This is a genomic window from Microlunatus speluncae, from assembly GCF_009299835.1.
Lineage (GTDB): Bacteria > Actinomycetota > Actinomycetes > Propionibacteriales > Propionibacteriaceae > Microlunatus > Microlunatus speluncae.
This window is the reverse complement of record NZ_VKCZ01000014.1, coordinates 19,465-45,608: the sequence shown is the minus strand read 5'-3', so window position 1 is coordinate 45,608 and position 26,144 is coordinate 19,465. Positions and strand designations below refer to the sequence as shown.

Here is a 26,144-nt window from a genome sequence, read left to right as displayed (position 1 = left end):
TGTAAGGAGGCACACATGGCTACGAACCTCGCGATCGATCCGGAGTTGCTGGACCGGGCCTTCGAAGTCAGCGGAGAACGGACCAAGAAGGCCGCGGTCACCCTGGCGCTTCAGGAATTCATCGCGCGTCGAGAGCAGCGGCGACTGATCGGCGCCTTCGGCACGCTGGACTGGGATCCGACCTACGACTACAAAGAGGAACGCTCCCGGACGTGACCGTCCTCGTCGACACGAGCGTCTGGTCACTGGCTCTGCGTCGCGATGCCCCGGCCCAGGTCGCCGAGGTGGAGGCGCTCCGCAGCCTGCTCGCCGGATCGGACCTCGTCCTGACGACCGGCATCATCGTGCAGGAACTGCTCCAAGGCATCCTGCCGGGCAAGACCCGTGCCACCATCGTCGAGCGGTTCGCGGGCCTTTCCCTGATCCAGCCCGAGCTGGCGGATCACATCGCCGCGGCCGAGCTCCGCAACACCTGTCGCCACGCCGGTGTGCAACTGGGCACCGTCGACGCGTTGATCGCCCAACTCGCCATTCGGCAAGAAACGAGCCTGCTCACGGCGGACCAGGATTTCGCCCACGCGGCACGACATATCCCGTTGCGCCTCTGGCGACCCTGAGGAGCATCCCGGTCCGGCGGGCCGATGGCCAGGCGACGGACCGGCACTGTCAGTGAGGTGTCAGTCGGCAGCGGCAGGCTGCGGGCACCAACAACGTCCCCCGGAGGTGCCGCACGTGTTGACCCGACGAGCCTTGGCCCGGCTCACTGTGACCGGCCTGGCCGCCGGGCTGGCGTCCGGTTGCGCCCTGCTGCCCCCGGCCTTGCGGCAGAGCCCCGCAGCGTCGGCGCCGGCCGACCCGTTCGGTGACTTCGTCCTGACCAGCTACCTCGGTGACCTGTTCCACTATGAGATCCGCGGCTTCGGTGACGGGGCCGCGCTGCACCTGGACGTGACCGGCGGGACGGCGGGAATGATCCGGGCCGCGACGCTTGACCGGCTGCGCACGCTGCTCGAGTCGGTCGAGTTCCGCGAGGATCTCACCCGGGAGCTGGACCGGACCGAGTCCCAGGTCTGCCAGCAGTTGGGAGAGGTCGGCCGCCGGACGACCTTTCGGATGGGCCGGCTGACCGGAGTCTTCCCGTGCATCATCTCCGACCGCCCCGCCCTGGAAGAGTTGGAGAGCCTGCTCGAGGAGATCCGGTTCCGGCGCTTTGCCGGTCCGCTGCCGAACGGGCAACCCGACCTGCCGCGGATCGTCGTCGAGCAGCTGTCTCAGGGGAGACCCTGGGGCAAGCGGTACGAACTCCGGCCGGACGGGACCCTCGTCGTCCAGGACGGTGACCAGGAACCGGAGGAAGAACCGCTCCAGACGGACAAGCTGGACGTGGTCCGGCTGCTGCTGCGGACCGACCTGCGCCCGCCGACGCCCGGGTCACCGGCCTCGTCCGGACTCCGGATCCAGATCGGCGAGCAGGAGCCGGTCCAGGTCCCCCAGGGGGCCCTCTATGCGGGCAAGGACGGCATGGAGTATCAACTGATCGGCGAGATGATCACCTCGCCGTTCTAGTCCGCGCGGGTTCAGCGGGCTCGAGGCTGTCAGTGGCCGGGTGCAGGATGGTTCCGTGGCTTCCCGGCGCGTAGATCCGCTGGCCGCGTTCGCTCCGGCGACCGCGGCCTGGTTCCGCGACGTCTTCGCCGAGCCGACGGCGGCGCAGGCGGGAGCCTGGTCGGCGATCTCGTCCGGGGAAAACGCGTTGGTGATCGCGCCGACCGGGTCGGGCAAGACGCTGGCCGCGTTCCTGTGGGCGCTGGACGGCCTGATCCGGGAGCCCGAGCCGCCAGCCAAGGAACGCTGCCGGGTGTTGTACGTATCACCGCTGAAGGCGCTGGCCGTCGACGTCGAACGCAACCTGCGGGCACCGCTGGCCGGGATCGGCCGGGCCGCGGGCCGGCTGGGCGAGCCGATGCCGGGGGTGACGGTCGGCATCCGGTCCGGCGACACCAGCGCCGCGGACCGGCGGAAGCTGGCCACCCGCCCGCCGGACATCATGATCACCACGCCCGAATCGCTGTTCCTGATGTTGACCTCCGCCGCCCGGGACACGCTGGCCTCGGTGCGTACGGTGATCATCGACGAGGTGCACTCGCTGGCCGGGACCAAACGCGGCGCCCACCTGGCGGTGTCGTTGGAGCGGCTGCAGGAACTGATCAGTTCGCCCCCCGAGCCCACCCCATCCACGTCCCCTGAGCCCACCCCATCCACGTCCCCCGAGCCCACCCCATCCACGTCCCCTGAGCCCACCCCATCCACGTCCCCTGAGCCCACCCCATCCACGTCCCCTGAGCCCACCCCACCGACGTCCCCTGAGCCTGTCGAAGGGCAAGCCCGACCGGCAGCCCGGCTGCAGCGGATCGGGCTGTCCGCGACGGTTCGCCCACCGGAGCGGGTCGCCCGCTATCTCGGCGGCACCGACCCGGTGACGATCGTCGCTCCCCCGGCGCAGAAGTCGTGGCAGCTCGAGCTCGTGGTCCCGATCGAGGACATGAGCGACCTCCAGGCGGCCGCCGCGCCGCGCCAGCCGGACCCGGTCGAGGACCTGGAGCCGGAGGAGAACCGCCGACCGCCCTCGATCTGGCCGCATGTGGAGAGCAAGATCCTCGACCTGATCGGCCGGCACCGCACCACGCTGGTCTTCGCCAACTCCCGCCGGCTGGCCGAACGACTGACCGCCCATCTCAACGAGCTGCACGCCGAGCGGCTCGGCGAGGCCGCCGAGCCCCACGAACCTCCGGCCGAGATCATGGCCCAGTCCGGCTCCTCCGCGGGCCGGGACGGGTCGGCCGCGCCGATCGTCGCCCGGGCCCACCATGGTTCGGTCAGCAAGGAGCAGCGAGCCCAGATCGAGGACGACCTCAAGTCGGGCCGGCTGCCCTGTGTGGTCGCCACCTCCTCGCTCGAGCTGGGCATCGACATGGGCACCGTCGACCTGGTGGTCCAGGTCGAGTCGCCGCCGTCGGTGGCCAGCGGGCTGCAGCGGGTCGGCCGGGCCGGGCACCAGGTCGGCGCGGTGTCGCGCGGGGTGTTCTTCCCCAACCACCGGGGCGACCTGATCGAGTCGACGGTGGTGGTGGAACGGATGCGGGCCGGCGCGATCGAGGCCGTCGCCGAGCTGCGCAATCCGCTGGACGTGCTGGCCCAGCAGATCGTGGCGATCGCCGCCGGTGGCGACGTTGCGGCCGACGACGTCTACCAACTGATGCGGCGGGCGGCCAACTTCGCCGACCTGCCGCGGAGCGCGTTCGACGCCGTCCTCGACATGCTCAGCGGGCGCTATCCGTCGGAGGATTTCGCCGAGCTGCGGCCGCGGCTGGTCTGGCAGCGGGACACGGGACAGCTCAGCGCCCGGCCCGGCGCCCAACGGCTGGCCGTCACGTCCGGCGGCACCATCCCGGACCGCGGCCTGTTCGGTGTCTTCCTGGCCGGCGAATCGTCGACGCCGGGGCGCCGCGTCGGTGAGCTCGACGAAGAGATGGTGTACGAGACCCGGGTGGGTGACGTGTTCACCCTCGGCACCACCAGCTGGCGGGTGGAACAGATCACCCACGACCAGGTGCTGGTCACCCCCGCTCCCGGCCAGCCGGGGCGGCTGCCGTTCTGGAAGGGCGACGCGCCGGCCCGGCCGGCCGAGCTCGGGGTCGCATTCGGCGGCTTCGTCCGCGAGCTGGCCGGCCTCGACCCCGAGCAGGCGACCGGCCGGCTGCAGGGCGCCGGGCTGGACGACTATGCGGCCCGCAACCTGATCGGCTATCTCGGCGAGCAGCAGCAGGCGACCGGGGCGTTGCCGACCGACCGGACCGTGATCTTCGAGCGGTTCCGGGACGAGCTCGGCGACTGGCGGGTCTGCCTGCATTCCCCGCTGGGGCTGGGCGTGCACACGCCGTGGGCGTTGGCGATCGAGCACGCCGCCCGGGAGCGGTACGGCACCGAGGTGCAAGCCACGGCCACCAACGACGGGATCATCCTGCGGATCCCGGACACCGAATCCGACCCGCCCGGGCCGGAGTTGATCATCATCGATCCCGAGGCGTTGGAGCAGATCGTCACCGACGAGGTCGGCGGCTCAGCCCTGTTCGCCTCGCGGTTCCGCGAGTGCGCGGCGCGGGCGCTGCTGCTCCCCCGGCGCGATCCGCGGGCCCGGTCACCGCTGTGGCAGCAGCGGATGCGATCGGCCCAGTTGCTCGGCGTGGCAGCGAAGTATCCGGATTTCCCGATCGTGCTGGAGACGATGCGGGAGTGCCTGACCGACGTGTTCGAGCTGCCGGAGTTGATCAAGGTGCAGCAGTCGATCGCGGGCCGCGAGTTGCGGGTGGTCGAGGTGGAGACGAGCGAGCCGTCGCCGTTCGCCCGGTCGCTGCTGTTCGGCTATGTCGGCGCCTTCGTCTACGAGGGTGACGTGCCGCTGGCCGAGAAGAAGGCCGCCGCGTTGTCCTTGGACGCGACCCTGCTGGCCGAGTTGCTCGGCAAGGACGGGCTGAAGCAGCTGCTCGATCCGGGAGTGATCGCCGCCTGTGAGGCCGACCTTCAGGCGCTGAGCGAGGAGCGGCAGGCCGGCACCGTCGAGCAGGTGTACGACCTGATCCGCACGGCCGGCCCGTACCGGTTGGACGAGCTGGCGCTGCGCACCCGGCCCGATCCCGAACGTCCCGAGTTCGATCATGAGAGCGCGGTCAAGGAGTTGATCACCGCGCGGCGGCTGGTCGAGGTGCGGATCGCCGGCACCGACCAGGTCGCGGTGGTCGAGGATGTGCCCCGGCTGCGGGACGGGCTGGGAATCCCGGTCCCGCCGGGAGTCGCCGCCTCGTTCACCGAGCCGGTGCCGCGGCCGATCGACGACCTGGTGCTGCGCTGGGCCCGGCAACACGGCCCGTTCGTCGCCGAGACCATCGCCGACCGGTACGGGCTCGAGCTCGGCACCGTCGAGGACGCCTGCCGCCGATTGATCGACGACGGCTCGGTGGTGGCCGGACAGTTCATCCAGCTGGAGGAGGACCGGTCGCAGCTGCGGCAGTACTGCCACCACCGGGTGCTGGCGTTGATCAAGCGGCGCACCCTGGCCCTGCTGCGCCGCGAGGTCGAGCCGGTCGAGCAGGGCGCCTACGCCCGTTTCTTGATCGACTGGCACGGAGTCGGCACGCCGGCCCGCGGCAGCGACGCCGTGCTCACCGCGCTGGAGTCCCTGGCCGGCTACCCGGTGCCGGCGAGCGCGGTCGAATCGATCATCCTGCCGGCCCGGGTGGCCGACTATCAGCCGTCCCAGCTCGATCAGTTGATCACCGCCGGCGAGGTCAGCTGGGTCGGCGACGGCCAGCTCGGCGACTCGGACGGTTGGGTCCGGTTCCTGCTGCCGGGGATGGAGCCGCCGCCGGCCAAGCAGCAGCCCGAGGACCACCGGGCGGTCGCGTTGCTCTCCACGTTCCAGCCCGGTGGCGCGTCCTTCCTGACCGAGCTGACCCGGCGACTCGGTGACGACGACGAGGCGTCCGGCTATGAAAGCGCCCTGTGGGAGCTGATCTGGTCCGGCCTGATCACCGGGGACACGTTCGCGCCGGTCCGGGCCCGGGTCACCGGCGGGGCACACCGGAGCCGGCCGGCGCCGCGGAGCCGGACCCATCGGGGTCAGTTGCGAGCCCAACTCCGGGCCCGGGTGGTGGCCCGGATCAACGCCTCACCCACCACCGCCGGCCGCTGGTCGCTGATCGAGCGAGGCGAGTCCGCGGCCGCGGACCAGGCGCCGGATCCGGGTCGGACCCGCGGCGCGTCGGCCAGGTTCACCGACCAGGTGTTCGGCTGGCTGGACCGCTACGGCGTGGTGACCCGCGGTTCGGTCACCGCCGAGGGCACCGAGGGTGGCTTCGGCGCCGCCTATCGCGCCCTGGCCACGCTGGAGGAATCGGGTCAGTGCCGGCGCGGCTACTTCATCGAGGGGTTGGGGGCGGCCCAGTTCGCCCTGCCCGGCGCGGTGGACCGGTTGCGCGCGGCGTCGGCCGAACCGACCGAGCCGGCGGCGCTGGTGCTGTCGGCGTGCGACCCGGCGAATCCGTACGGCGCGGCCCTCGGCTGGCCGGAGCGGGCCGGTCACCGGCCGGGTCGCAAGGCCGGTGCCCTGGTGGTGCTGGTCGGCGGACAGTTGATCTTCTACGTCGAACGCGGCGGCCGGACGCTGCTCAGCTTCGTCGATCGACCGGAGGTGCTGGCCCCCGCGGCGCGGGCATTGGCCGCGGCGGTGCGGCACGGTCAGCTCGGCAAGCTCACCGTACAACGAGCCGATGGTGATCATGTTTTCGGATCCGAACCGGTCCGGAAAGCGCTTCAGGACGCGGGATTCGTGATGACGCCCCAGGGGTTGAGGATCCGCCCGGCCGCCGGCTCTGCTTCTTGATCATGGAAACCGGATCCTCCGGCACGCTCGAATAACGATCTTGACTCGGGGAGTTGAACCATCACCGGTTGGCGCGTGCGGTGGACAGTTGCCGCCGGAGGGAGTAGAGATAGAAGACTGGTCGATCCGGCGGGCGACTGCGCCCCGTGGGGAAGCGAGCGTGATAGATGAGATCGCAAACGAAGCGGTTACTGGCCGTGATCGCCGGATGCCTGGTGTTGGTGCTCGGCCTCGCCGGTTGTCTGCGGGATCCGAATGCGAGCAGCCGAGACGGCGGCGGTGGCGGCGAAGCGGTGGCCTCCGGTGGGTCCGCCGACGGTGACAAGCAGGTTGAGATCTTCGGTTCGTTCAGCGGCGCCGAGCAGGAGGGCCTGCAGAAGGAGTTGCAGGCGTTCGAGCAGCGCACCGGGATTGCCGTGTCGTACACCGGCTCCTCCGACTTCGCGACGATCATCAAGACCAGGGTGCAGGGCGGGGACATGCCCGACATCGCGCTCTTCCCGCAGCCGGGCGGTCTGTTGGAGATGGCGGCGCTGAAGCAGGTCGCTCCGATCGACACGTTCCTCGACTACGACGCGATCGACCGCACCCTGGTCCCCGGCTTCCTCGAGTCGTCCCGGCTCAACGGACGGGTGTACGGGGCGCCGGTGCGGATGGCCGTGAAGAGCGTGGTGTGGATGCCGAAGTCCTACGAGGAGGCCGGCTACCCGACCGATGTCGACTCGATCCAGCAACTGGAGCAGGTCGGCGACAAGATCCGCGACTCCGGCATCGCGCCGTGGTGCATCGGCTTCAACGCCGATCAGTCCACCGGCTGGGTCGGCACCGACTGGATCGAGGAATACATGCTCCGGATGTGGGGTCCGGATGTGTACGACGACTGGACAAGCCATCGGATCCCGTTCAACGACGAGCGGGTGCAGCAGGCCTTCGACGCCTTCGGCAAGATCATCAAGACCGAGGGCAACGTGTTCGGCGGGGCCGACGGCGTGATCAACACCCCGTTCGGCGACGCGATGAATCCGGCGTTCCAGACGCCGCCGAAGTGCATGCTGCACCGCCAGGCCAACTTCGCCTACTCCTTCTATCCCAAGGAGGTGCAGGCCGACCTGGACAACAAGGTCGACGTGATGAAGTTCCCCCGCTATGACGGCGAATACTCCGGCAGCCCTGTGCTCGGCGGCGGCGACCTGGCCGGGCTCTTCAACGGCAACGACCCGGATGCGATCGAGTTGATGAAGTTCCTCACCTCCGACCAGTTCGGGCAGCAGTGGGCGGCCGACGGTGGTTACCTGTCGCCGCACAAGACCTTCGACCAGAGCAAGTATCCGGACGAAACCACCCGCAAGATCGCCAAGATGGCCGCCGACGCCGACGTCTTCCGCTTCGACGGGTCGGACCTGATGCCCAAGGCGGTCGGCTCCGGCACCTTCTGGACCGGCATGGTCGACTGGGTCCGCGGCACCAAGTCCACCAAAGAGGTCACTGATCAGATCGAGGCATCGTGGCCGAAGTGACCGCGGACGCGGCGCAGCAGGAGCGCTCGGCCGCGGGGCCTGACAGTCCGCCGGGAAACGGACTGCGCCGGCTCCCGGGGGTGGTGCGGCTGATCATCGCGGTGATCGCGATCTGGGTCCTGATCGCCGGCATCGGCACCCTGTTCCAGGCGTTCGCTTACTACCCGCAGTACTTCCCCAAGCTGTTGCAGGGCCTGCTGGCCGTTGTCCTCGGGGTCGGCGGCGCCGCCGCGGTCTTCTACTTCATCAACATGTTCGTCGAAGCCCTGCCGGACCGGGCTTCCGGCAAGATCCTGCCCTACGCCTTCCTGCTGCCGGGCGTCGGTCTGATCGGCCTGATGCTGCTTTATCCGACGGTGCAGACGATCAACTACAGCTTCGCCAACTCCGACAGCACCGCCTACATCGGCCTCGGCAACTACGCCACGATCCTCGCCAATCCGGAGTTCTGGTCGGCGATGATCAACAACCTGCTCTGGCTGTTGATCGTCCCGGCGGCGGTGGTGTTCTTCGGCACCATCGTCGCGGTGCTCGCCGACCGGCTGCCGACCGGCGCGGAGAACATCACCAAGAGCCTGGTCTTCCTGCCGATGGCGATCTCCTTCGTCGGCGCGGCCACGATCTGGGGCGCCATGTATGCGTACCAGCCGGCCGGCCAGCCGCAGACCGGCCTGCTCAACGCGCTGGTCACCGGCACGGGCGGCGACCCGGTGTCCTGGCTCAGCCAGAACCAGCTCCGGCTGAACAGTCTGCTGCTGATGGTCATCCTGATCTGGCTGCAGGTCGGCTTCGGCATGGTGTTGCTGTCGTCGGCGATCAAGGGCGTGCCGGAAGACACCCTCGAGGCCGGCCGGATCGACGGCGCGAACGAGTTCCAGATCTTCATGCAGATCGTCATTCCGCAGATCCGCGGCACCATGGTGACCGTCTTCGTCACGCTGGTGATCTTGGTCCTCAAGGTGTTCGACATCGTGTACGTGATGACCAACGGCCAGTTCAACACCGACGTGATCGCCAACCTGTTCTTCCGGGAGATCTTCGCCAACTCCCAGTCCGGGGTCGCCTCGGCCATCGTGGTCGTGCTGCTGATCGCGGTCACGCCGGTGTTGATCTACCAGGTCCGGTCGTTCCGCAAAGAGGAGGCCATGCGATGAGTGACGGCCCAACTATCAAGCCGCGCAACATCCCGGCCTGGATCATCATGATCGGCCTGGTCATCCTCTGGTCGATCCCGACCCTCGGCTTGTTGATCACGTCCTTCCGCCCGGTCGACGATCAGGTGTCGACCGGCTGGTGGACCGCCCTGTTCAACCCGTTCGGCAGTGGCTGGACGATCGACAACTACCGCAACGTGCTCACCGGCGCGAACACCGACATGGCCGGCTCGTTCCTGAACAGCCTGGTGGTGGCGATCCCGGGGACGATCATCCCGATCATGTTCGCGGCGTTCGCGGCCTACGCGTTCACCTTCATGAAGTTCTGGGGCCGGGACGTGCTGTTCGTGATCATCGTCGCCGTGATGGTGGTGCCGATCCAGGTCGCCTTCGTGCCGATGCTCGACCTGCTCGGGCCGAACAACCTGAACATCAACGGCCAATATCTCGCGGTCTGGATCCTGCACACCGGCTTCGGCATGCCGCTGGCGATCTACACGCTGCGCAACTACATGTCGACGCTGCCGGGGACGGTGATCGAGTCGGCCAAGATCGACGGCGCGACCCATTTCCAGACCTTCTGGCGACTGATCGTGCCGATGTCCGTGCCGGCGATCGCCGCGTTCGGCATCCTGCAGTTCATCTGGGTCTGGAACGACCTGCTGATCGCCCTGCTCTTCCTCGGCTCGGGCGAGAGCGCGACCGTGATCGTCACCCTGCAGGCCCTCCTCGGCGCCCAGGGTCAGGGCTTCGAACTGCTCCCGGCCGCGGCCTTCGTCTCCATGGCCGTCCCGATGCTGGTCTTCTTCTCCCTGCAGCGCTTCTTCGTCCGCGGCCTCACCGCCGGCGCCGTCAAGGGCTGACCGGCGCAGCCGCCCTGCCGTCTGCAGCCGCGCCATGGCCTCTGCTGGGCCCCGACGCGGCAGCGGCCCCGGTCAGGCTCGGTCGATCACGTCCCGCAGCTTCGCGGCGAAGGCCACGGGGTCGTTGCCCGGCGCCCACTCGTTGGCCGCGAAGCCGCCATGGTCGCCGGGAAAGATCATCGGCTCGACGCCCAGTCCGGCGGCGAGCGCCCGGCCGCCCCGACACGCCATTCCCGCGCCGCTGGCCGCGCCGATCGCCGCGACGAGGCGCACGGGGCCTGCCTTGATCGACGGGAAGTCCGGCCGGAACGGCGGCATCGCGAGGTTCCCGCTGAGCAGGAGGTCGTCGCGGGACCCGTCGTCCTCGGTCGGCAGGCCGAACTGAGCCGGATCCGGCGCCGGAGCGGAGAGAAGGTCCGTCATCAGCCCGTCGTGCATCACCATCCGCAGGAACTTGGCCATGGCCGGCCCGTAACCGTCCCGCCGGTAGGTCTCCACGATGTCCGCGCCGACCCGCTGGGCAGCATCGGCGTCCTCCACCAGGGCGATCAGGGGTGGCTCGTGCGAGACGAAGGTTCGGACGTCCTCGGGGTGGGCAACGATCCAGTGCAGCCCGCACATTCCTCCACCGCTGGAGCCGAAGGCATCGACCGGTCCGAGTCCCGCGGCGACGACGACCCGGTGGTAGTCCTCGGCGTGGGTCTCGACGGTCAGTTCGGCGGCCGGGTCCCGGGTGCTCCGCTCCATGCCACGCGGGTCGTAGGTGATCACGATGCGATCGTCGAACTGATCGACCAGTTGGTCGAAGCCGGAAGCGCCCATCGGCGAGCCGAAGATGAACAGCGGCCGGTGCTCGCCCGGCGTCGACGGTTCGCGGACGTCGAAGGTGAGTACGGCATCGGGCGCGTCGACGGTACGAGTGGACTTGGTGGTCATGTCCGAGTAGACCCGCGCGAGGTCAGAAACTCATCGCAGCGACGGCATCCAGTTGCTGCCCACCGCGGCCCTCGTCTCGATGGCCGACCCGATGCAGGTCTTCTTCCCTGCAGCGCCTCTTCGTCCGTGGCTTCACCGCAAGGCGCCGTCAAGGGCTGACCCCTGAGCCTGCCGAAGCCCCGTCCTGGCCCGTCCCAGGGCGCAAGCCAGGAGGCGCCCCTTTTGCTCGTTCCCTGAGCCTGTCGAAGGGGCAAGCCACGGGGTGCCCCTCGCGGGGATAACCGCCTACCGGCCGGAAGGACGCACCGAGTACGGCTGGGCTGGGCGGCGGACTAACGCCCGGCCGCGGGTTCGGCGCGGATTTCGATGCGTTCGTCGGCGGTCACTTCGGCTCAGTTCCCGGAGCCGGGCACGGACCGGCACGATCACCCGACTCCGCGCCCGTTACTCGTGCTTCGCGACCGTTGTAGGTGGGGCGAAGCCGCACAAGAGGGCGCGAAGCCGGAGGTTGGGACCAGGTGAGTCCGGATCAGACGCCGGCGCGGACCGAGTGGACTGGTTGGCCACCCCTAGGCAGAAACCAGCGGCCAAGCAGTCCACTCGGAGGCGGTGAGGTCGGTGGCCGCGCTCGACGCTCTTCCGGGCCAGCCCCTTCGCCGACACCGATGGGAGCGCCGCCTCAACGAACCCGGCGGCACGACCTCGGGCCAACACGACCCTTGGCCCGGGCGAGACCGGCACCCGGCGAACAACACCAAGTGCCCTGCGCCCGAAGTTCGGTGCATAAGTCAGTGGGATGAAGTGGTGAGCTGCAAGGCCGACGATGGAGTGCTACCGGGTCGTACCGCGACGGAGGAGAACGCGGCAGATCGCCACTTCAGCGCGCTGAATTATGTAGCGAACTTCGGGCGCAGGGCACTAGCCATCGCTACCACCCGCCCGCCCCTTGGTGTGTCTTTCCGTTCAACAGGCCGTACCGGCTGCCGGGCATGAGTCCGGCCGCCCAGCCCAGCCCATCCGCTCTTGGTGCGTCCTTTCCGGCCGGTGGGCCCTGTTCCGGGAAGGCACCACCTGGCTTGCCCCCTTCGACAGGCTCAGGGAACGAACAGGCGGGGCGCCACCTGGCTTGCCCCCTTCGACAGGCTCAGGACGGCGCTTCGACAGGCTCAGGGAACGAGGAATTTCACGACGCGACCGATCCAAGATCATCGGTGATGAATCAGCCGCAGGAAGTCGACGGCGAACTGCGTCGAGATGCCGAACGCCCGGCCGTAGCCGGGCGTTCGTGACGGAGTGAAGGGGTCAGGCAGCGGCGACGCGGGCGACGGGGCGGATGGTGGGGACCTTGGCCAGCAGTTCCTGGCGGGCCATCTTCTCGCTGACCGTGCTCAGCACAACCGAGAGTGGGAGCTCGAGGGCGCCGCAGATCGAGGCGAGCAATTCGCTGGAAGCTTCCTTCTGGCCGCGTTCCACTTCGGACAGGTAACCGAGGCTGACCCGGGCGCTCTTCGACACCTCACGCAGCGTCTTGCCCTGGGTGACTCGCTCCTCGCGCAAGGACTCGCCGATCAGCTCGCGCATCAGCACTGGTCTCAACGAATCCTCCGGTCGCATACCGAAACTCTACCTACCTCGTCCGACAACTCACGCACACCACACCCCAACACACCGCAGGGTGCCCGCATTCCGAGAAGAGACAGCCGAACTCCGCTCCCGGCCCGCGACTCAGATCCGGCCGCGAGGATCCATCCAACGGCGCGCCCTGTTCGGCTGCGGCTCCGGTCTCGATCTCAGCCGAGGTGGTCGAGCAGGAGGGACAGGGCTTGGTCGACGGTCTGTCGCCGGATCTGCGCCCGGTCGCCGGCCAGGCTGAGCCGGCGCACCTCGACCCGTTCCTCGCCCCGGGCCAGACCGACGAACACGGTGCCGGCCGGATGGCCCTCCTGTTGATCCGGTCCGGCGACTCCGGTGGTGGAGAGGCCCCAGGTCGCTTGGCATCGGCTCGCCGCTCCCACGGCCAGTTCGCCGGCGGTCGATTCGGCGACGGCACCGTCGCGGTCGAGCGTCTCCAGGGCCACGCCGGCCAACTCGGCCTTCAGCTCGGTCGCGTAGACGATCAACCCGCCCCGGTAGGCCGCCGAGGCGCCGGGCACGTCGGTGAGCCGAGCCCCGACCGACCCACCGGTCAGCGACTCGGCGGTGGCCAGGGTCTGGCCTAGCTCGGTCAGCCGGGCGATCGCCCGAGTGGCCGGGTCGGTCACGCCGGGGACCTTCCGGCCGCGCGGACGCGGCGGGCCTCCAGCACGTAGTCGACGCCGGTGATCACGGTCAGGATCAGGGCCGCACCCATCACGGTCCAGGAGATCGGCAGCGCCCAGCCGGGCAGCGGCAGCAGCGCGATGATCAAGGCGGCGGACTGCACCACAGTCTTGATCTTGCCGCCGCGACCGGCCGCCATCACCCCGTACCGCAGCATCACGAACCGCATGATCGTGATCCCCCACTCGCGGACCAAGATCACGATGGTGACCCACCACCACAGCTCGCCGATGATCGACAGGCCGATGAACGCCATCCCGGTCAGCGCCTTGTCGGCGATCGGATCGGCCAGCTTGCCGAAGCTGGTGATCAGGTTGTATTTCCGGGCCAGATGACCGTCGATCGAGTCGGTGCCGATCGCAGCGGCGAAGACGAGGGTGGTGACGATCCGCCAGACGACGTCATCCGGGTGGGCCAGCAGCATCCAGGCGAAGATCGGGACCAGGATGATCCGCAGCACCGTGAGGGCGTTCGGCAGGTTCCACGGCGACACGGTCGTCGCCGCAGGCTCGGCCGGATGATCAGCCGTCACGCCGGCCCTCGTCACCGCGACGACCGGGGCCGTCGACTTCGGCGATCAGGTCGACGCCGTCGGTGCCGACCACGGTCGCCGCGACGATGTCGCCCGGCTTCGGATCGGACAGTCCCAGCACCGCGGTCGAGCCGTCCACCTCGGGGCCCTGGTGCTCGGCCCGGCCGATCACCTCGCCGTCCTCGAGCTCCTCGATCAGCACCCGGACCGGCTCGCCGATCCGCTCCTCCGCCCGCTCGGCCACCAGTTCGTCGGCCAGGTCGGTCAGGTGGTTGCGTCGGGCGTCGATCTCGTCCTCGCTGACCTTGCCGTCGTAACCGGCTGCCTCGGTCCCGTCCTCGTCGGAGTAGCCGAACACACCGATCGCGTCCAGCCGGGCGGCGATCAGGAAGTCGGACAGGATCTGGACGTCCTCCTCGGTCTCGCCGGGGAAGCCGCAGATCACGTTGCTCCGGATCCCGGCCCGCGGAGCCAGCTTGCGGATCGACGCGATCAGGTCCAGGAAGGTCTCGGCCTGACCGAACCGGCGCATCCGTCGCAGCACCGGGCCGGAGGCGTGCTGGAAGGACAGGTCGAAGTACGGCACCACGCCCGGGGTCGTCGCCATCGTCTCGACCAGGGTCGGCCGGGTCTCGGCCGGCTGCAGGTAGGAGACCCGGACCCAGTCCAGGCCGTCGATCGCGGCGAGGTCGCCGAGCAGCCGCTCCAGCAGCCGGATGTCGCCCAGATCCTTGCCGTAGGAGGAGGAGTTCTCGCTGACCAGGAACGCCTCGCGGACCCCGTTCTCGGCCAGCCACTCGGCCTCCGCGACGATCTCGGCCGGCGTCCGGGACACGTACGCGCCGCGGAAGGACGGGATGGCGCAGAAGGTGCAGCGGCGGTCACAGCCGGACGCCAGCTTCAGCGGCGCCGACGGCGCGCCGTCCAGCCGGCGCCGGACCACCCGCGGACCACTGGCCGGGGCCAGGCCGGTCGGCAGGTCGGGCGCGGCATGGCCCGGAATCGCGGCGACCCCGGCGGCGGCCTGACGGTCGACCGGCGAGATCGGCAGCAGGGTCCGCCGGTCCCGCGGCACGTGCGAGGTGTGCTTGTCGCCGTTCAGGATCGACTGCAGCCGTTCGGCCACCGAGGCGTAGTCGTCGAAGCCGAGCACCGCGTCGGCCTCCGGCAGCGATTCGGCCAGCTCGGACCCGTACCGCTCGGCCATGCAGCCGACCGCGACCACGGCCTGCGCCTTGCCGTCGGTCTTCAGGTCGGCGGCGGCGAGCAGGGTGTCGACCGAATCCTTCTTGGCGGCCTCGATGAAGCCGCAGGTGTTCACCATCACCGCGTCGGCGTCCTCGGGGTCGTCGACGAGGCGGAAGCCACCGCCCTCGAGGCGGGCCGCGAGTTCGGAGGAGTCGACCTCGTTCCGGGCGCAGCCGAGGGTGATCAGGTGGACCGAGGTGAGTGTGTCGGGGCGGGTCTCAGCAGTCATGACCGGACCAGTATGACAGCGCTGGACGAGCCTTCCGGAATCGGCGACCCACGGCCGGGGTCGGGCCATTGACAGAGCCGCGCCGGCCAATTTTGCTTGCGTCCATCACCGGTCCGGTCGCCACCTCCTGAGTCGGCCGGGACCGAGACTTCAAAGGGGAACCGTGTCATGAAACGTCGATTCATCGTCGCCGCGGCCGCCACCGCGGCCCTGCTGACCTCCACCTTCGTCGTGTCCGCCCAGGCCCAGCCGAACCCGCAACCCGGCAACGAGCCGAACCTGAGCACCGCCATCGCCACCGCCGCGGACGAGTTGCCCACGCCGTTCGAGAAATCCGACGGCGCCGCCTGGACGACCCACCCGCAATCACTCCGGTACTACCGCTCGCTGGCCGCGGCGAGCGACCGGGTCGCGGTGCAGAACATCGGCAAGACGATCGAGGGCCGGCCGGTCCAGTTGGTCGCTGTCGGCGCGCCGGCGCCGAAGTCGGTCAAGGAGGCGGCGGCCGGGTCGGTCGCGATGTTCGTCTGCTCGGTCCACGGCGACGAGCCGTCCGGCCGCGAGGCCTGCCTGCAGCTGGACCGGGATCTGGCCCTGAGCACCGATGCGAACGTGATCCGTTTCCTCGAACAGACCACGGTGCTGTTCGTCAACGCCAACCCCGACGGCTGGGTCGCCGACACCCGCGGCAACGCCGACGGCACCGACGTCAACCGGGACTACCTGGCCGGGGCGACGCCCGAGGGTCAGGCCGTCCTGAAGGCGATCCGGGACTGGAAGCCCGACACCCTCAACGATCTGCACGAGTACGGTCCGCGGGAGCACTACGACACCGACCTGCTGCACCTGTGGCCGCGCAACCGCAACGTCGATCCCGGCACGTACGCCCTGGCCAAGCAGATGAGCAACGACTACGCCTCCGCCCAGGTCACCTCGCTCGGTTACACCTCGGGCGTCTACGGCCAGTTGATCAAGGACGGCGAACCGTACCTGCAGGTCGCCGGCGACGGCCAGGGCCGGATCCTGCGCAACTACGCCGGCCTGGTCAACGTGGTCGGCATGCTCAGCGAGACGGCGAACGCGCCGCTGAACGACGAGGAAGAGGCCGACGACGCGCTGCTCAACCGGCGCCGGGTGACGGTCAACTACAACAGCGCGATCGGCAGCATCCAGATGGTGCAGGAGAACCGCGAGCAACTGATCGAGGAGACCGCGGCCGCCGCCGCACGCCAGACGAAGGCCGGCGCCGAGCAGTCCGGGGTGATCTACTTCGGTGGCCAGGACGACATGATTCCGACGGCGGCCAATCAGGTCGAGGCGCACCCGATGTGCGGCTATCGCCTGACCGCCGCCCAGTTCTCGGAACTGAAGTCCACCCTCGGCCTGCACGGGATCACCACGACGGCCATCGACGGCGGCAGGCTGGTGTCGCTCGGTCAGCCGACCCGGGGACTGATCCCGCTGCTGCTCGACGCCCGGTCCGAATACCGACTCACCGAAGCGGAGCCGGTCGAGACCTGCTGAGCGCGGTTGTCGCGATTTCTCTTCGTGCGCGAGGAAACCGGCGTCTGCTACGTGGCAGTCGCCGGCGCGAAGAGAGATCGCGACACGGCGCCCCTTCTGCCCACTGAAATAGCGGCGTGGCGGGCTCGCCAGCACCCGGCCCGGCGGTGAAGGATGGGCGAGCATGACCCCCCTGGTGAGTGTGCTTGTTCCGGTCGCCAAGCCGGCCGACCTGGTCGGACTCTTCGGCTCCTGCGACCGGCAGTCGCTGCGGCAGGACGAGTTCGAAATCGTCGTTGCGGTTCCGGACCGGCCCGGCGAGCCCTGGGAGTCGCTGCATGCCCAGTCCCGGCGCCGCCCCAACGTGCGGGTCGTCGCCGTCGCTCCGGATTCCGGGGACCAGGGCGAGCGCGCGCTCCGGACCGCGGCCATCGGGGCGGCGAAGGCCGAGCGCGTGCTCACCGTACGGCCCGAGGACCGGTTGCTGCCGCAATCGTTGGAACGGCTGGTCGCCCTCGACGCCGATCTGGTCGTCGCCCGTTCGGTCGGCCTTGCCGGCGCCCATACCGATCCGATCCTGTTCGGCCGGGCGGCCGACCCCGACGACCTGCGGGCCGCCGCGGTCCGCGAACCGGCGGTGCTGATCCGGCGCCGGTTGCTGGCCGACGCGCCGGATTCCAGGGCCCAACTGCTCGCCGGCGACCCCGAGATCGCCATCCTGATCGGCTATCCGGGCCTGGACCTCCGGGGTCGCGGCGGCTGGCAACCGGAGCCGATCGACGGGCTGCCGGAGGGGTCGACCGGCGTCGCGGACCGGTTGCGCGAGCTCGAGCGGCCCCGCGGCCCGGTGACGCTGACCTGGGATCCGCCGACGACGCACTGGGCCGACGGCCGGTTGCTGCTCGAGTGCACCGGCCGGGTCGCCGGGCTGGCCGAGACCGAGCCGGCGCCGGTCGGCGTACTCCGGGTCCGCGAGCCCGTGCACGGAGTCGAGCTGGTCCTGCCGACCGAAACCCAGTGGCTCAGCGCCGGCGACCCCGGCAGCACCCGTGAGGTACGGATCCGGGCCGAGCTCGACCCGCGGTCCGACCGGGACGGCCGGCCGATCGAGACGGCGATCCATCAGCTGTACGGCGACCTGGTCGGCGACGGGCTGCACGCGCAGGCACCGCTGCGTGGCGCCGGGCCGAGCGGCGCGATCATCGAGGGCCGGCCGGTCGGCGTGGTGACCATCGGCGATCGGCTGCATCTCGATGTCGGTTGCCGCCGGCAGAGCCTGGTGCAGCAGGCCGACGCCGGGGACGCGATCATCACCGATTCGGCCCGGGGCACCCTGCTGCGGCTCGAACTCCCCCGGATCGCCGCCGAGCCCGGCGCCGACCTCGCCGGCGAGATCGGCCTGGGCGGGTTGCGGCTGCCCGCCCGGATCGTCGAGCAGGACGGCGTGGCCCGACTCGTGGCCTACGTCTCCGGCCTCAGCGGCCAGGTCGGCCTGTCCACCAAGTTCGGCGCCGCGAACACGCCGTTGTCGCTGGTGCTGGACATCTCGCCGCTCGGTCGGATCCAGGTCCGACCGAAGCCGGCGCCCGTACCGAAGCCACCGACGCCCGCTCCGAAGGCCGCGGCCCCGAAGCCCGCCGCCCCGAGTTCACCCGCCCCAAGAGCCTCGAAACCGACACCGGCCGGCAAGGCGACCAACGGACGGCAGATCACGGCGCGGTCGGTCTATCGCCGGATGCGGCGACTGCTCAAGCGTTGACGAAGTCCGCGCCGAGCCGGGACGCCGCGACCCGCTGCAGATTCGCCTGAATCTCGGCCGGCGTCTCGGCCGAACGAGCCGCCTCGATCAGTTCCGACTCCAGCAGCCGGGCCGCCGGGAACACGCTGGACCGGTCCAGGATCGCCGCCGGCACGGGCTGCGGGTCGGAGCGCCGGAACTCGGCCAGGATCTCGTCGTAATGATCGGTCAGGGTCGTGTCGGCCGGATCCAGGCCGAGGACGAGCAGCAGCCCGGTCGGCTGGGTGTCGACGCCGACGACGGTCAGCTCCGGCCGATACTTGGCCAGCACCTCGATGATCCAGAACACATCCCCGGTCCAGGCGTCGGTGTGCCGGACCCGGGCCGCCTCGTCGACGGTCCGCGGGTACATGTCATCGAGAATGATCATGCCGTGCGCACTGGAGTGCCGCTCGGTGTTGATGTAGTCGCGCAGCGCGAACTCGAACAGGTGCAGCCCGTCGATGAACGCGAGCTCGTACGGCTGCCCCTTGGTGACCTGCATCGGGTCCGGCCGGTTGAAGTATTCGTCGCTGGTCGTCCGCAGCACGGCCACGTCGTTGTCCAGCGGCGTGGTGATCGCGAACGCCGGGTCGACGCCCACCGCCCGGCAGCCGGCCAGCCGCAGGCTCTTCCCGCTGGCGACGCCGATCTCGAGGTAGGCGCCCGGGCGGTGCCGGCGATGGACCTCGGTGAGGAAGTCGATGTAGTACATCGCCGCAGCGTACTGATCCTGGTCCCGGCCCGCACGGAAACGCGCGGGCCGGCGGCGAGCTGTACCTAGCCGGAGCGGAGATTCTCCATCACGGCCTCGAGGTCGTCGGGCCTGACCAGCACCTCGCGGGGCTTGGAGCCCTCGGAGGGGCCGACCACGCCGCGGGTCTCCAGGATGTCCATCAGCCGGCCGGCCTTGGCGAAACCGACCCGCAGCTTGCGCTGCAGCATCGAGGTCGAGCCGAGTTGCAGGTTGACCACCAGCTCGACCGCCTGCAGCACCAGCTCAAGATCATCACCGATGTCCTCGGCGACCTTGTTGGCACTCTCCGGCTTCTCGGTCACGTCCTCGCGGTAGACCGGCTTCAGCTGCTCGGTGACGTGTTCCACGACCGAACGCACCTCGGACTCGGTCACCCAGGCGCCCTGGATCCGGATCGCCTTGCTCGAGCCCATCGGCAGGAACAGCGCGTCGCCCTGGCCGACCAGCTTCTCCGCGCCGGGCTGATCCATGATCACCCGCGAATCGGTCATCGACGAGGTCGCGAGCGCCAGCCGGCTCGGCACGTTGGCCTTGATCAAACCGGTGACGACGTCGGTGCTCGGTCGCTGCGTGGCCAGCACCAGGTGGATCCCGGCGGCCCGGGCGAGCTGGGTGATCCGGACGATCGAGTCCTCGACGTCGCGCGGCGCGACCATCATCAGGTCGGCCAGCTCGTCCACGATCACCAGCAGGTACGGATACGCGGCCAGGACCCGCTCCGACCCCTCCGGCGGCGTCACCGTCCCGGCTCGTACCGCCTTGTTGAAGTCGTCCACGTGCCGGAAGCCGAACGCCGCCAGGTCGTCGTAGCGCAGGTCCATCTCGCGGACCACCCACTGCAGCGCCTCGGCCGCCTTCTTGGCGTTGGTGATGATCGGCGTGACCAGGTGCGGGATGCCCTCGTACGCGGTCAGTTCGACCCGCTTCGGGTCGACCAACATCATCCGCACCTCGTCCGGCGTGGCCCGCATCATGATCGAGGTGATGATCGAGTTGATGAAGCTCGACTTGCCCGAGCCGGTCGCGCCGGCCACCAGCAGGTGCGGCATCTTGGCCAGGTTGGCGGTGACGAAGCCGCCCTCGACATCCTTGCCCAGGGCGACCGTCATCGGATGTTGATCATTGCGCGCGCGGTTGGACCGCAGCACGTCGCCGAGGGAGACGACTTCCTTGTCGGTGTTGGGGATCTCGATGCCGATCGCCGATTTGCCCGGGATCGGTGACAGGATCCGGACCTCGTTGCTGGCCACGGCGTAGGAGATGTTCTTGGACAGCGCGGTGACCTTCTCCACCTTCACCGCCGGGCCGAGCTCGACCTCGTAGCGGGTGACGGTCGGGCCGCGGGTGTAGCCGGTCACCTTGGCGTCGATCTCGAACTGTTGCAGCACCCCGGTCAGCCGGTGCACGACCGCGTCGGAGGCGTCGGTGCGCGCCTTGTGCACGCTCCCCTGCTTCAGCGCCTCCGAGTCCGGCAGCAGGTATTGCACGTCGCCGGACAGCTGCAGCTGTTCCATCCGCTGCGGGATCGGCGTGTGCTGCGGCGGCTCGAGGTCGGAGTCCTCGCCGTGCACGGTGACCCCGGGCGGCAGTCCGGCGGTCACCGTCTTGCGGCCGTCGACGGCGCCGTCCGGGGCGTTGTCGACGATGACCGTCGGCTCCGCCGCGTCGTCGAAGTCCGGCGCTTCGTCGTCCTCCCGGCCGGTGGTGAGCTCGCCCGCGGGCTCGGGCTCGGCCTCGATCGTCAGCACCTGCTCGTACGCCTCGTCGCCGCCGTAACCCTTGCCGCGCTCGTCCGCGTCCTCGGAATGATCACGCTGCATGAACTCACGCAGCGCGCGGATCCGGTCCGGGATCTGGTGCAGCGGGATCCCGATCACGACGACCAGGCCGAACAGCAGCAACAAGATCAGCAGCGGCACCGCGACGTACACCGTCAACAGGTCGGCCAGCAGGGTCGAGGAGATGTAGCCGAGCACACCGCCGGCCTCGCGCAACAGTTCCGGATGGTCGGTCCGGGGCAGGCCGCGGGCGATGTTGATCAAGCCGAGCAGGCCGAGCGTGATCGACGACCAGCCGATCATCTGGCGGCCGGCCGGGCCGTTGCGATCGGGCCGGCGCAGCGTCCGCCAGGCCATCAGGCCGAACAGGATCGGGGCGGCATAGGCCAGGGTGCCGATCACGCTGGTCACGCCGACCTTGATCATCGGTCCGACCGGCGCGGGCAGGCCCCACCAGAATTCGGCGGCGAGGATGACCGCGACCCCGATCAGGAACAGGCCGACACCGTCGCGGCGCAGCCCCGGGTCGAGTTCCTTGGCTTCATGGCCGAGCCGGCGGATGCCGTTGCCGAGGGCGCCGGCGATCCCCATCCAGGCGGCGGCGAGCCCGCTGCCGATCAGCTGAGGCAGCGACCGCCGTTGCGGCTTCCGGGACGAGGCACGACCGGCCCGCGACCGGTTGCTCGTCCGGCCGGGCACGTTCTTCAATCTCGTCGACTGTTTCTTGCTTCCGCTCGACCGCGAGTTCGAACCGGAGCGGGAACCGCCTGAGGTTCGAGACCGCGACGGGGAAGACGCGCGGGTCGCCATAGTCGCTGAGCCTACGCGATCGGACCCTTTCCAGCGCCCGGTACACGCCGCCCCGGCCCGGCCGGCTCCGCGGGCGCGGCCGGTGTCGGCGATCGGGGTTACGCTGCGAAATCATGACCTGGTACGTGCCCCGGGCGGTGGCCCCGGATCTCGCCGACCGGCTGGTCTGCACCTGGACGGCCGAGATCGAGGGCACCCACCGCCTCGTCCCGGACGGCTGCGTCGACCTGATGTGGCTGGACCGGGTCGGGATCATCCTGTGCGGGCCCGACACCGGATCCTGGACCTTCACCCTGCCGCCGGGCACCCGGTCGGTCGGCATCCGGTTCCGGCCCGGGCTGGTCGCCGACCTGTTCCGCACCTCGCTGGCCGAGCTCCGCAACCGGCGGGTCGGCCTGGCCGAGCTGACCGGAGACCGGCCGGCCCGGACGGCGACCGCGCGATTGGAGGATGCCGACGGCCCGCGGGCGAAGGTCGCCGTGCTCGAGTCCGTGGCGCGGGACCTGCGCCGGCGCATCGACACCGAGGACCCGTGGGCCGGCGTCGTCGGCGGTGCCCTGGCCCAGCACAGCTGGCGGATCAGCGAGCTCGCCGCCGAGACCGCGATGACCGAGCGGCAGTTGGAGCGACGGAGCCACCGCTACTTCGGCTACGGCCCCTCGACCCTGCGCTCCATCCTCCGGTTGCAGCGCTTCATGGGGCTGGCCCGCCGCCGGCCGTACGCGCAACTGGCCGAGCTGGCCGCCGAAGCCGGCTACGCCGATCAGGCCCACCTGTCCCGCGACTGCCGCACCATCGCCGGCCAGACGCCGACCGCACTGCTCGCCGGCCAGGCCCCCGACTGGCACGGCGGCCTCCCCCTCTTCCTCGGCACCCCGCGCGACCCGAGCGCCCCGGTGGTCCGCCGGCGCACCACCGTTCCCTGACCTGTCTGTCCGTCAGCGCAGCGAAGGCGGGAGCTTCAAGATCTCGGCCTCCACTTCCCGCACCGCTACGGCGGCCTGGCCGAAGGCCTGATGAACGGCCTCCGTTCTGGATTGGAGGTCCCCGATCACGGACCAGGCTCGAAATCGACCGAGAGTCATCAGCTCGGACTCAACCGAAGTCACGACCGCGAGGGTCTTGACACAGAGCCCATGGCCCGCCTTCACGACGTCGACCGTTGCCCCGGCCCACACGCACAGTTTGCGGTAGGCGGTCACGAACTGCGTCGGATCAAGCTGAAGGTTCCGGGCGACGCCCACGGACGTCGTCGGATGGGTCTCGAAGATCTGGAGCCGGCCGCGGGTCGTGGCGGCAGCCTGTTCGGCACGCTCCCGCAGATCGGGGAAGCTTGCGTCGAGACGCTGCAACTCGGTCCGCAGATCCGCCGCCCGCTTCGCGTGTTTCTCCGCCATCTCGCCATTCCGATCTTCTCGGCCCGCAATCCGTGGATCTGGACATTCGACCAGAGGCCTTCCTGGACCGCCAGCGCCGATCACCCTTCCTGAAACGCTGCCGACACGGCCCGGACTGAGCGTTTCTCTACCTGTGGCGACAAACGACCCGCCGACCCGGCCCTGACTGGACTATTTCTCTACCTGTGGCGACTTCCGCACCCTGACCCGAAACCGGAGGGAGCCTTCTGGCCCGCCGTTCGACAGGCTCCGCAGGAACGGACGCGTCAGCGGCGGAAGTGGTCCCAGCCGGCGGACTCCTCCCAGGGTTCGCCGTCGACCAGGACCTCCGGGTCGCCGGCGCGGACGGTGCCGATCACCAGCCAGCCCTCGGGGACGGCGCCGGTGTCGGGGAAGGTCGCGGCGAGGGCGTGGTCCTCGCCGCCGGTCAGGACCAGCCGAAGCGGGTCGGTGCCGGTGGCGGCGGCGACGGCCTGCAGCGGTTCGGCGATCTCGAAGGCGCCGGTGTCGACGTCGATGATGACGCCGGAGGCCCGGGCGATGTGGCCCAGGTCGGCGAGCAGACCGTCGGAGACGTCGATCATCGCCGTGGCGCCGGACTCGGCGGCGTCCGCGCCCGCACCGTACGGGACGGCCGGCACCCGCTGCGCCTCGACCACCGCGCGCGGCGATCGGAAGCCGCGTCCCAGCACGACCAGCCCGGCGGCGGCCCAGCCGAGCCGGCCGCAGACCGCGACCACTTCGCCCGGCACTGCGCCGTCACGCCGGACCGGGTCGCGGCCGTCGGTCACGCCGAGGGCGGTCACCGAGACGGTGACGTCGCGGGATCCGGTGACGTCACCGCCGACCAGGTGCACGCCGGCGGCGGCGCACTCCTCGCGCAGTCCGGCGGCGAACTCGCGGACCCAGGACACCGGCGTGTCCGCCGGCGCCGAGAACGCGACCGTGACCGCCCGCGCCCGGCCGCCCATCGCCTCGATGTCGGCGACGTTGACGGCGATCGCCTTCCGGCCGACGTCGGAGCCGGACGACCAGGACGGCCGGAAGTGGATGTTCTCGACCAGGATGTCGGTGGAGACGATCACCGGCGGTTCCAATTGCAGGGCCGCGGCGTCGTCGCCGGGGCCGACCTCGACCTCCGGGGCGTCCCGCACCCCCTCGGTGATCAGGTCGATCAGTCCGAACTCGCCCAGCTCGGCGATCGTCACTTCACCCATCGGATTCCTTCCACCCTGTCCGGCCACAGCCTCAGCACCATCCGGTCATCCCCCGGCCGCCATCGGCCCGGCCCCACCGGTGTCAGCGCACATCCTTCCCTCCGGAGCGGAAAGGATGTCAGCGACCCCGGTCGGTTGTCCGGCCGGCGAGACGATTGGCGACCCGGAGCGCGGCGAGGACCACGCCGGAGACGGCGGCGGTGACGAACAGGATGGCCGCATCCGGCACGGCCAGGGCGAGTTGGCCGCGGCTGAACACCCGGCCCATCGTCAGGTTCAGCAGCGCCGGCGCGGCCGCGATGATCACGGCCGGCCCGAGCGGCCACAACGATCCCAGCACCAGCCGAACCCATGATCGACGACGGCCGCAGCCGCGGATCTCGATGATCACCGCCCGGGTCCGCCAGCCCGCCAGCAGCACCGTGATCAAGCCGAGTGGGTACGCGATCAGCCGGGTGTCGCGCGGACCGGCGGGCCGCGCCCCGGTCAGCAGGTCGGCCAGTCCGGCCGTGATCGCGCCGGTGTCGACCTCCATCGAGTTTCCGTTGTAGAGCAGGACAAATCCGTAGCCGCTGTCCGGCAGCAACTCCTGCACGGCCGAGAAGCTGGACAGGATGCCGGTGTTCCAGTCGCCGCGGGCCGTGCGCGGGAGTGATCAACTGCCAACCCTCGGCGTACCCGTTCGGCGAAGCCGGGGTGTGCAATTCGGTCAGCGCCGCCCGGCTGAGCAGCGGCGCGCCGTCGCCGAGGTTGAACCGGAGCCAGCGGGCCAGGTCGTCGGCGGTCGAGACCACGCCGCTGGAGCCGGCCAGCAGTCCGTCGCCGCCGAGGAGGCCGGTCTGCTCGGGCCGCGCCACCGGTTCGCCGTAGATCATCAGATGCCCGGAGGTCAGCCCGGGCACGGGGGTCGCGCTGGTCGTCGCGGTGCTCGTCCCCGTCAGGCCGAGCGGGCCGATCACCTGCTCGGTCAGATAGCGGTCGTACGGAAGGCCGGTGATCACCTCGATCAGCCGGGCCAGCACCTGGTAGTTCAGGTCGGTGTAGTGGAACTGCGTACCGGGTGGGTCCACCTGCTCGGCGCCGTGCAGCAGCCGGACCCGTTCCGCCGGGTCTCGCGGCTGATCGCGGAGCAGCCCCGGATAGCCGGAGTCGGCCAGCCCGCTGCGCTGCTGCAGCAGGTCCCGAATCCGGATCGGCTCGGCCCGACCCGCCAACCCGAAGTCGGGCAGATAGCGCCGGACCGGTGCGCCGAGGTCGAGCCGGCCGGCGGCCGCCAGCCGGTGCACGGCGACGGCGGTGAAGGACTTGCTGAGCGAGGCGATCCGGAACGGGGTCCGGCCGGTGACCGGGGCGCCGGCGCCGTCCCGGCCGTAGCCGGCGACGTGCACCACCTCGTCCCGGCGCACGACCGCGACGGCCAGCCCGGGCAGTCGGGTCGCTTCCCGGGCCCGACTCAGGAAGGCGTCGATCGTGGCCGGATCAACAGTGCTCGGCGGCTCCGCCGTGGCCCGGGGCAGCGGACCGCAGACCATGATCAGCACCAGGGCGAGCAGCGCGCCGAGTCCGGTGCCGACCACGATGCGACAGCGTCGTTTCACGGTCGGCGACGATACTCCCGGCCGCCGGCCATTCCGCCGTGCCCACCGGCGACATGTCGGTCGCGTGCCG

Annotated in this window: 20 protein-coding genes; 10 read left to right on the top strand and 10 right to left on the bottom strand. The window is 70.1% G+C overall.

The window, feature by feature from the left end; genetic code table 11:
- Window positions 1-15: 15 nt before the first annotated feature.
- From FNH24_RS17060 to FNH24_RS17025, 7 genes are all read left to right on the top strand, one after another.
- The gene (locus FNH24_RS17060; RefSeq protein WP_152363425.1) at window positions 16-216 is read left to right on the top strand and encodes a type II toxin-antitoxin system VapB family antitoxin; all 201 of its coding nucleotides are present in this window, start codon (window positions 16-18) and stop codon (window positions 214-216) included.
- Window positions 213-617 (top strand): type II toxin-antitoxin system VapC family toxin, encoded by a 405-nt coding sequence (vapC, locus tag FNH24_RS17055; protein ID WP_152363424.1) that lies wholly within the window; start codon window positions 213-215, stop codon window positions 615-617. Before FNH24_RS17060 ends, vapC begins: the two co-directional genes overlap by 4 nt.
- 115 nt (window positions 618-732) lie before the next feature.
- Complete coding sequence (locus FNH24_RS17050) at window positions 733-1,566, top strand: hypothetical protein (protein ID WP_152363423.1); 834 nt, start codon at window positions 733-735, stop codon at window positions 1,564-1,566.
- A 55-nt stretch (window positions 1,567-1,621) separates the two neighbouring features.
- Complete coding sequence (locus FNH24_RS17040; RefSeq protein WP_246186944.1) at window positions 1,622-6,439, top strand: Lhr family helicase; 4,818 nt, start codon at window positions 1,622-1,624, stop codon at window positions 6,437-6,439.
- Window positions 6,440-6,606: 167 nt separating this feature from the next.
- The gene (locus tag FNH24_RS17035; RefSeq protein WP_152363422.1) at window positions 6,607-7,956 is read left to right on the top strand and encodes an ABC transporter substrate-binding protein; all 1,350 of its coding nucleotides are present in this window, start codon (window positions 6,607-6,609) and stop codon (window positions 7,954-7,956) included.
- On the top strand, window positions 7,953-9,110 hold the full coding sequence (locus tag FNH24_RS17030; protein WP_152363421.1) for a carbohydrate ABC transporter permease: 1,158 nt from the start codon (window positions 7,953-7,955) through the stop codon (window positions 9,108-9,110). The genes FNH24_RS17035 and FNH24_RS17030 overlap by 4 nt, the downstream gene beginning before the upstream one ends.
- The gene (locus tag FNH24_RS17025; protein ID WP_152363420.1) at window positions 9,107-9,973 is read left to right on the top strand and encodes a carbohydrate ABC transporter permease; all 867 of its coding nucleotides are present in this window, start codon (window positions 9,107-9,109) and stop codon (window positions 9,971-9,973) included. Before FNH24_RS17030 ends, FNH24_RS17025 begins: the two co-directional genes overlap by 4 nt.
- A gap of 72 nt (window positions 9,974-10,045) precedes the next feature.
- Here the strand turns inward: FNH24_RS17025 and FNH24_RS17020 are convergent, their stop codons facing one another.
- From FNH24_RS17020 to rimO, 5 genes are all read right to left on the bottom strand, one after another.
- Window positions 10,046-10,909, bottom strand: coding sequence for an alpha/beta fold hydrolase (locus FNH24_RS17020; protein WP_152363419.1), 864 nt, complete (start codon window positions 10,907-10,909; stop codon window positions 10,046-10,048).
- A 1,302-nt stretch (window positions 10,910-12,211) separates the two neighbouring features.
- Window positions 12,212-12,523, bottom strand: a complete 312-nt coding sequence (locus FNH24_RS17015) for a helix-turn-helix domain-containing protein (RefSeq protein WP_152363418.1) — start codon at window positions 12,521-12,523, stop codon at window positions 12,212-12,214.
- A 176-nt stretch (window positions 12,524-12,699) separates the two neighbouring features.
- Entirely contained in the window at window positions 12,700-13,170 is a 471-nt protein-coding gene (locus FNH24_RS17010) for a CinA family protein (protein ID WP_152363417.1), read from the bottom strand.
- Window positions 13,167-13,760 carry a CDP-diacylglycerol--glycerol-3-phosphate 3-phosphatidyltransferase gene (gene pgsA, locus FNH24_RS17005; protein ID WP_152363416.1) on the bottom strand — a complete coding sequence of 198 codons (594 nt, stop codon included), beginning with the start codon at window positions 13,758-13,760 and terminating at the stop codon, window positions 13,167-13,169. Before pgsA ends, FNH24_RS17010 begins: the two co-directional genes overlap by 4 nt.
- On the bottom strand, window positions 13,750-15,237 hold the full coding sequence (gene rimO, locus FNH24_RS17000) for a 30S ribosomal protein S12 methylthiotransferase RimO (protein ID WP_152363415.1): 1,488 nt from the start codon (window positions 15,235-15,237) through the stop codon (window positions 13,750-13,752). Before rimO ends, pgsA begins: the two co-directional genes overlap by 11 nt.
- A gap of 168 nt (window positions 15,238-15,405) precedes the next feature.
- Here rimO and FNH24_RS16995 point away from each other — a divergent pair, with 168 nt between their 5' ends.
- Both FNH24_RS16995 and FNH24_RS16990 read left to right on the top strand, forming a co-directional pair.
- Complete coding sequence (locus tag FNH24_RS16995; RefSeq protein ID WP_152363414.1) at window positions 15,406-16,761, top strand: M14 family zinc carboxypeptidase; 1,356 nt, start codon at window positions 15,406-15,408, stop codon at window positions 16,759-16,761.
- Window positions 16,762-16,924: 163 nt separating this feature from the next.
- Window positions 16,925-18,499, top strand: coding sequence for a hypothetical protein (locus FNH24_RS16990; RefSeq protein WP_152363413.1), 1,575 nt, complete (start codon window positions 16,925-16,927; stop codon window positions 18,497-18,499).
- Here FNH24_RS16990 and FNH24_RS16985 read toward each other — a convergent pair.
- Window positions 18,489-19,232, bottom strand: a complete 744-nt coding sequence (locus tag FNH24_RS16985) for a class I SAM-dependent methyltransferase (RefSeq protein ID WP_152363412.1) — start codon at window positions 19,230-19,232, stop codon at window positions 18,489-18,491. The genes FNH24_RS16990 and FNH24_RS16985 overlap by 11 nt on opposite strands.
- Before the next feature lie 65 nt (window positions 19,233-19,297).
- Window positions 19,298-21,862 (bottom strand): FtsK/SpoIIIE family DNA translocase, encoded by a 2,565-nt coding sequence (locus FNH24_RS16980; RefSeq protein WP_152363411.1) that lies wholly within the window; start codon window positions 21,860-21,862, stop codon window positions 19,298-19,300.
- Between the two features lie 113 nt (window positions 21,863-21,975).
- On the opposite strand from FNH24_RS16980, the gene FNH24_RS16975 reads away from it, so the two are divergent.
- A complete protein-coding gene (locus FNH24_RS16975) occupies window positions 21,976-22,788 on the top strand; it encodes a helix-turn-helix domain-containing protein (protein ID WP_152363410.1) in 813 nt (270 codons plus the stop codon).
- 12 nt (window positions 22,789-22,800) lie between these two features.
- On the opposite strand, the gene FNH24_RS16970 is transcribed toward FNH24_RS16975, so the two are convergent.
- From FNH24_RS16970 to FNH24_RS16960, 3 genes are all read right to left on the bottom strand, one after another.
- Entirely contained in the window at window positions 22,801-23,259 is a 459-nt protein-coding gene (locus tag FNH24_RS16970) for a hypothetical protein (RefSeq protein WP_152363409.1), read from the bottom strand.
- A gap of 266 nt (window positions 23,260-23,525) precedes the next feature.
- Window positions 23,526-24,476 carry a thiamine-phosphate kinase gene (locus FNH24_RS16965; protein ID WP_152363408.1) on the bottom strand — a complete coding sequence of 317 codons (951 nt, stop codon included), beginning with the start codon at window positions 24,474-24,476 and terminating at the stop codon, window positions 23,526-23,528.
- Window positions 24,464-26,074 (bottom strand): serine hydrolase domain-containing protein, encoded by a 1,611-nt coding sequence (locus FNH24_RS16960; RefSeq protein WP_152363407.1) that lies wholly within the window; start codon window positions 26,072-26,074, stop codon window positions 24,464-24,466. The genes FNH24_RS16965 and FNH24_RS16960 overlap by 13 nt, the downstream gene beginning before the upstream one ends.
- Between the last annotated feature and the right edge of the window lie 70 nt (window positions 26,075-26,144).

Bases quoted from the DNA above. Each gene is read 5' to 3' on its own strand.
- FNH24_RS17060 (WP_152363425.1), top strand. From the start codon at position 16: ATGGCTACGAACCTCGCGATCGATCCGGAGTTGCTGGACCGGGCCTTC.
- FNH24_RS17035 (WP_152363422.1), top strand. From the start codon at position 6,607: ATGAGATCGCAAACGAAGCGGTTACTGGCCGTGATCGCCGGATGCCTG.
- FNH24_RS17025 (WP_152363420.1), top strand. From the start codon at position 9,107: ATGAGTGACGGCCCAACTATCAAGCCGCGCAACATCCCGGCCTGGATC.
- FNH24_RS17020 (WP_152363419.1), bottom strand. From the start codon at position 10,909: ATGACCACCAAGTCCACTCGTACCGTCGACGCGCCCGATGCCGTACTC.
- FNH24_RS17015 (WP_152363418.1), bottom strand. From the start codon at position 12,523: ATGCGACCGGAGGATTCGTTGAGACCAGTGCTGATGCGCGAGCTGATC.
- rimO (WP_152363415.1), bottom strand. From the start codon at position 15,237: ATGACTGCTGAGACCCGCCCCGACACACTCACCTCGGTCCACCTGATC.
- FNH24_RS16995 (WP_152363414.1), top strand. From the start codon at position 15,406: ATGAAACGTCGATTCATCGTCGCCGCGGCCGCCACCGCGGCCCTGCTG.
- FNH24_RS16990 (WP_152363413.1), top strand. From the start codon at position 16,925: ATGACCCCCCTGGTGAGTGTGCTTGTTCCGGTCGCCAAGCCGGCCGAC.
- FNH24_RS16985 (WP_152363412.1), bottom strand. From the start codon at position 19,232: ATGTACTACATCGACTTCCTCACCGAGGTCCATCGCCGGCACCGCCCG.
- FNH24_RS16980 (WP_152363411.1), bottom strand. From the start codon at position 21,862: ATGGCGACCCGCGCGTCTTCCCCGTCGCGGTCTCGAACCTCAGGCGGT.
- FNH24_RS16975 (WP_152363410.1), top strand. From the start codon at position 21,976: ATGACCTGGTACGTGCCCCGGGCGGTGGCCCCGGATCTCGCCGACCGG.
- FNH24_RS16970 (WP_152363409.1), bottom strand. From the start codon at position 23,259: ATGGCGGAGAAACACGCGAAGCGGGCGGCGGATCTGCGGACCGAGTTG.
- FNH24_RS16965 (WP_152363408.1), bottom strand. From the start codon at position 24,476: ATGGGTGAAGTGACGATCGCCGAGCTGGGCGAGTTCGGACTGATCGAC.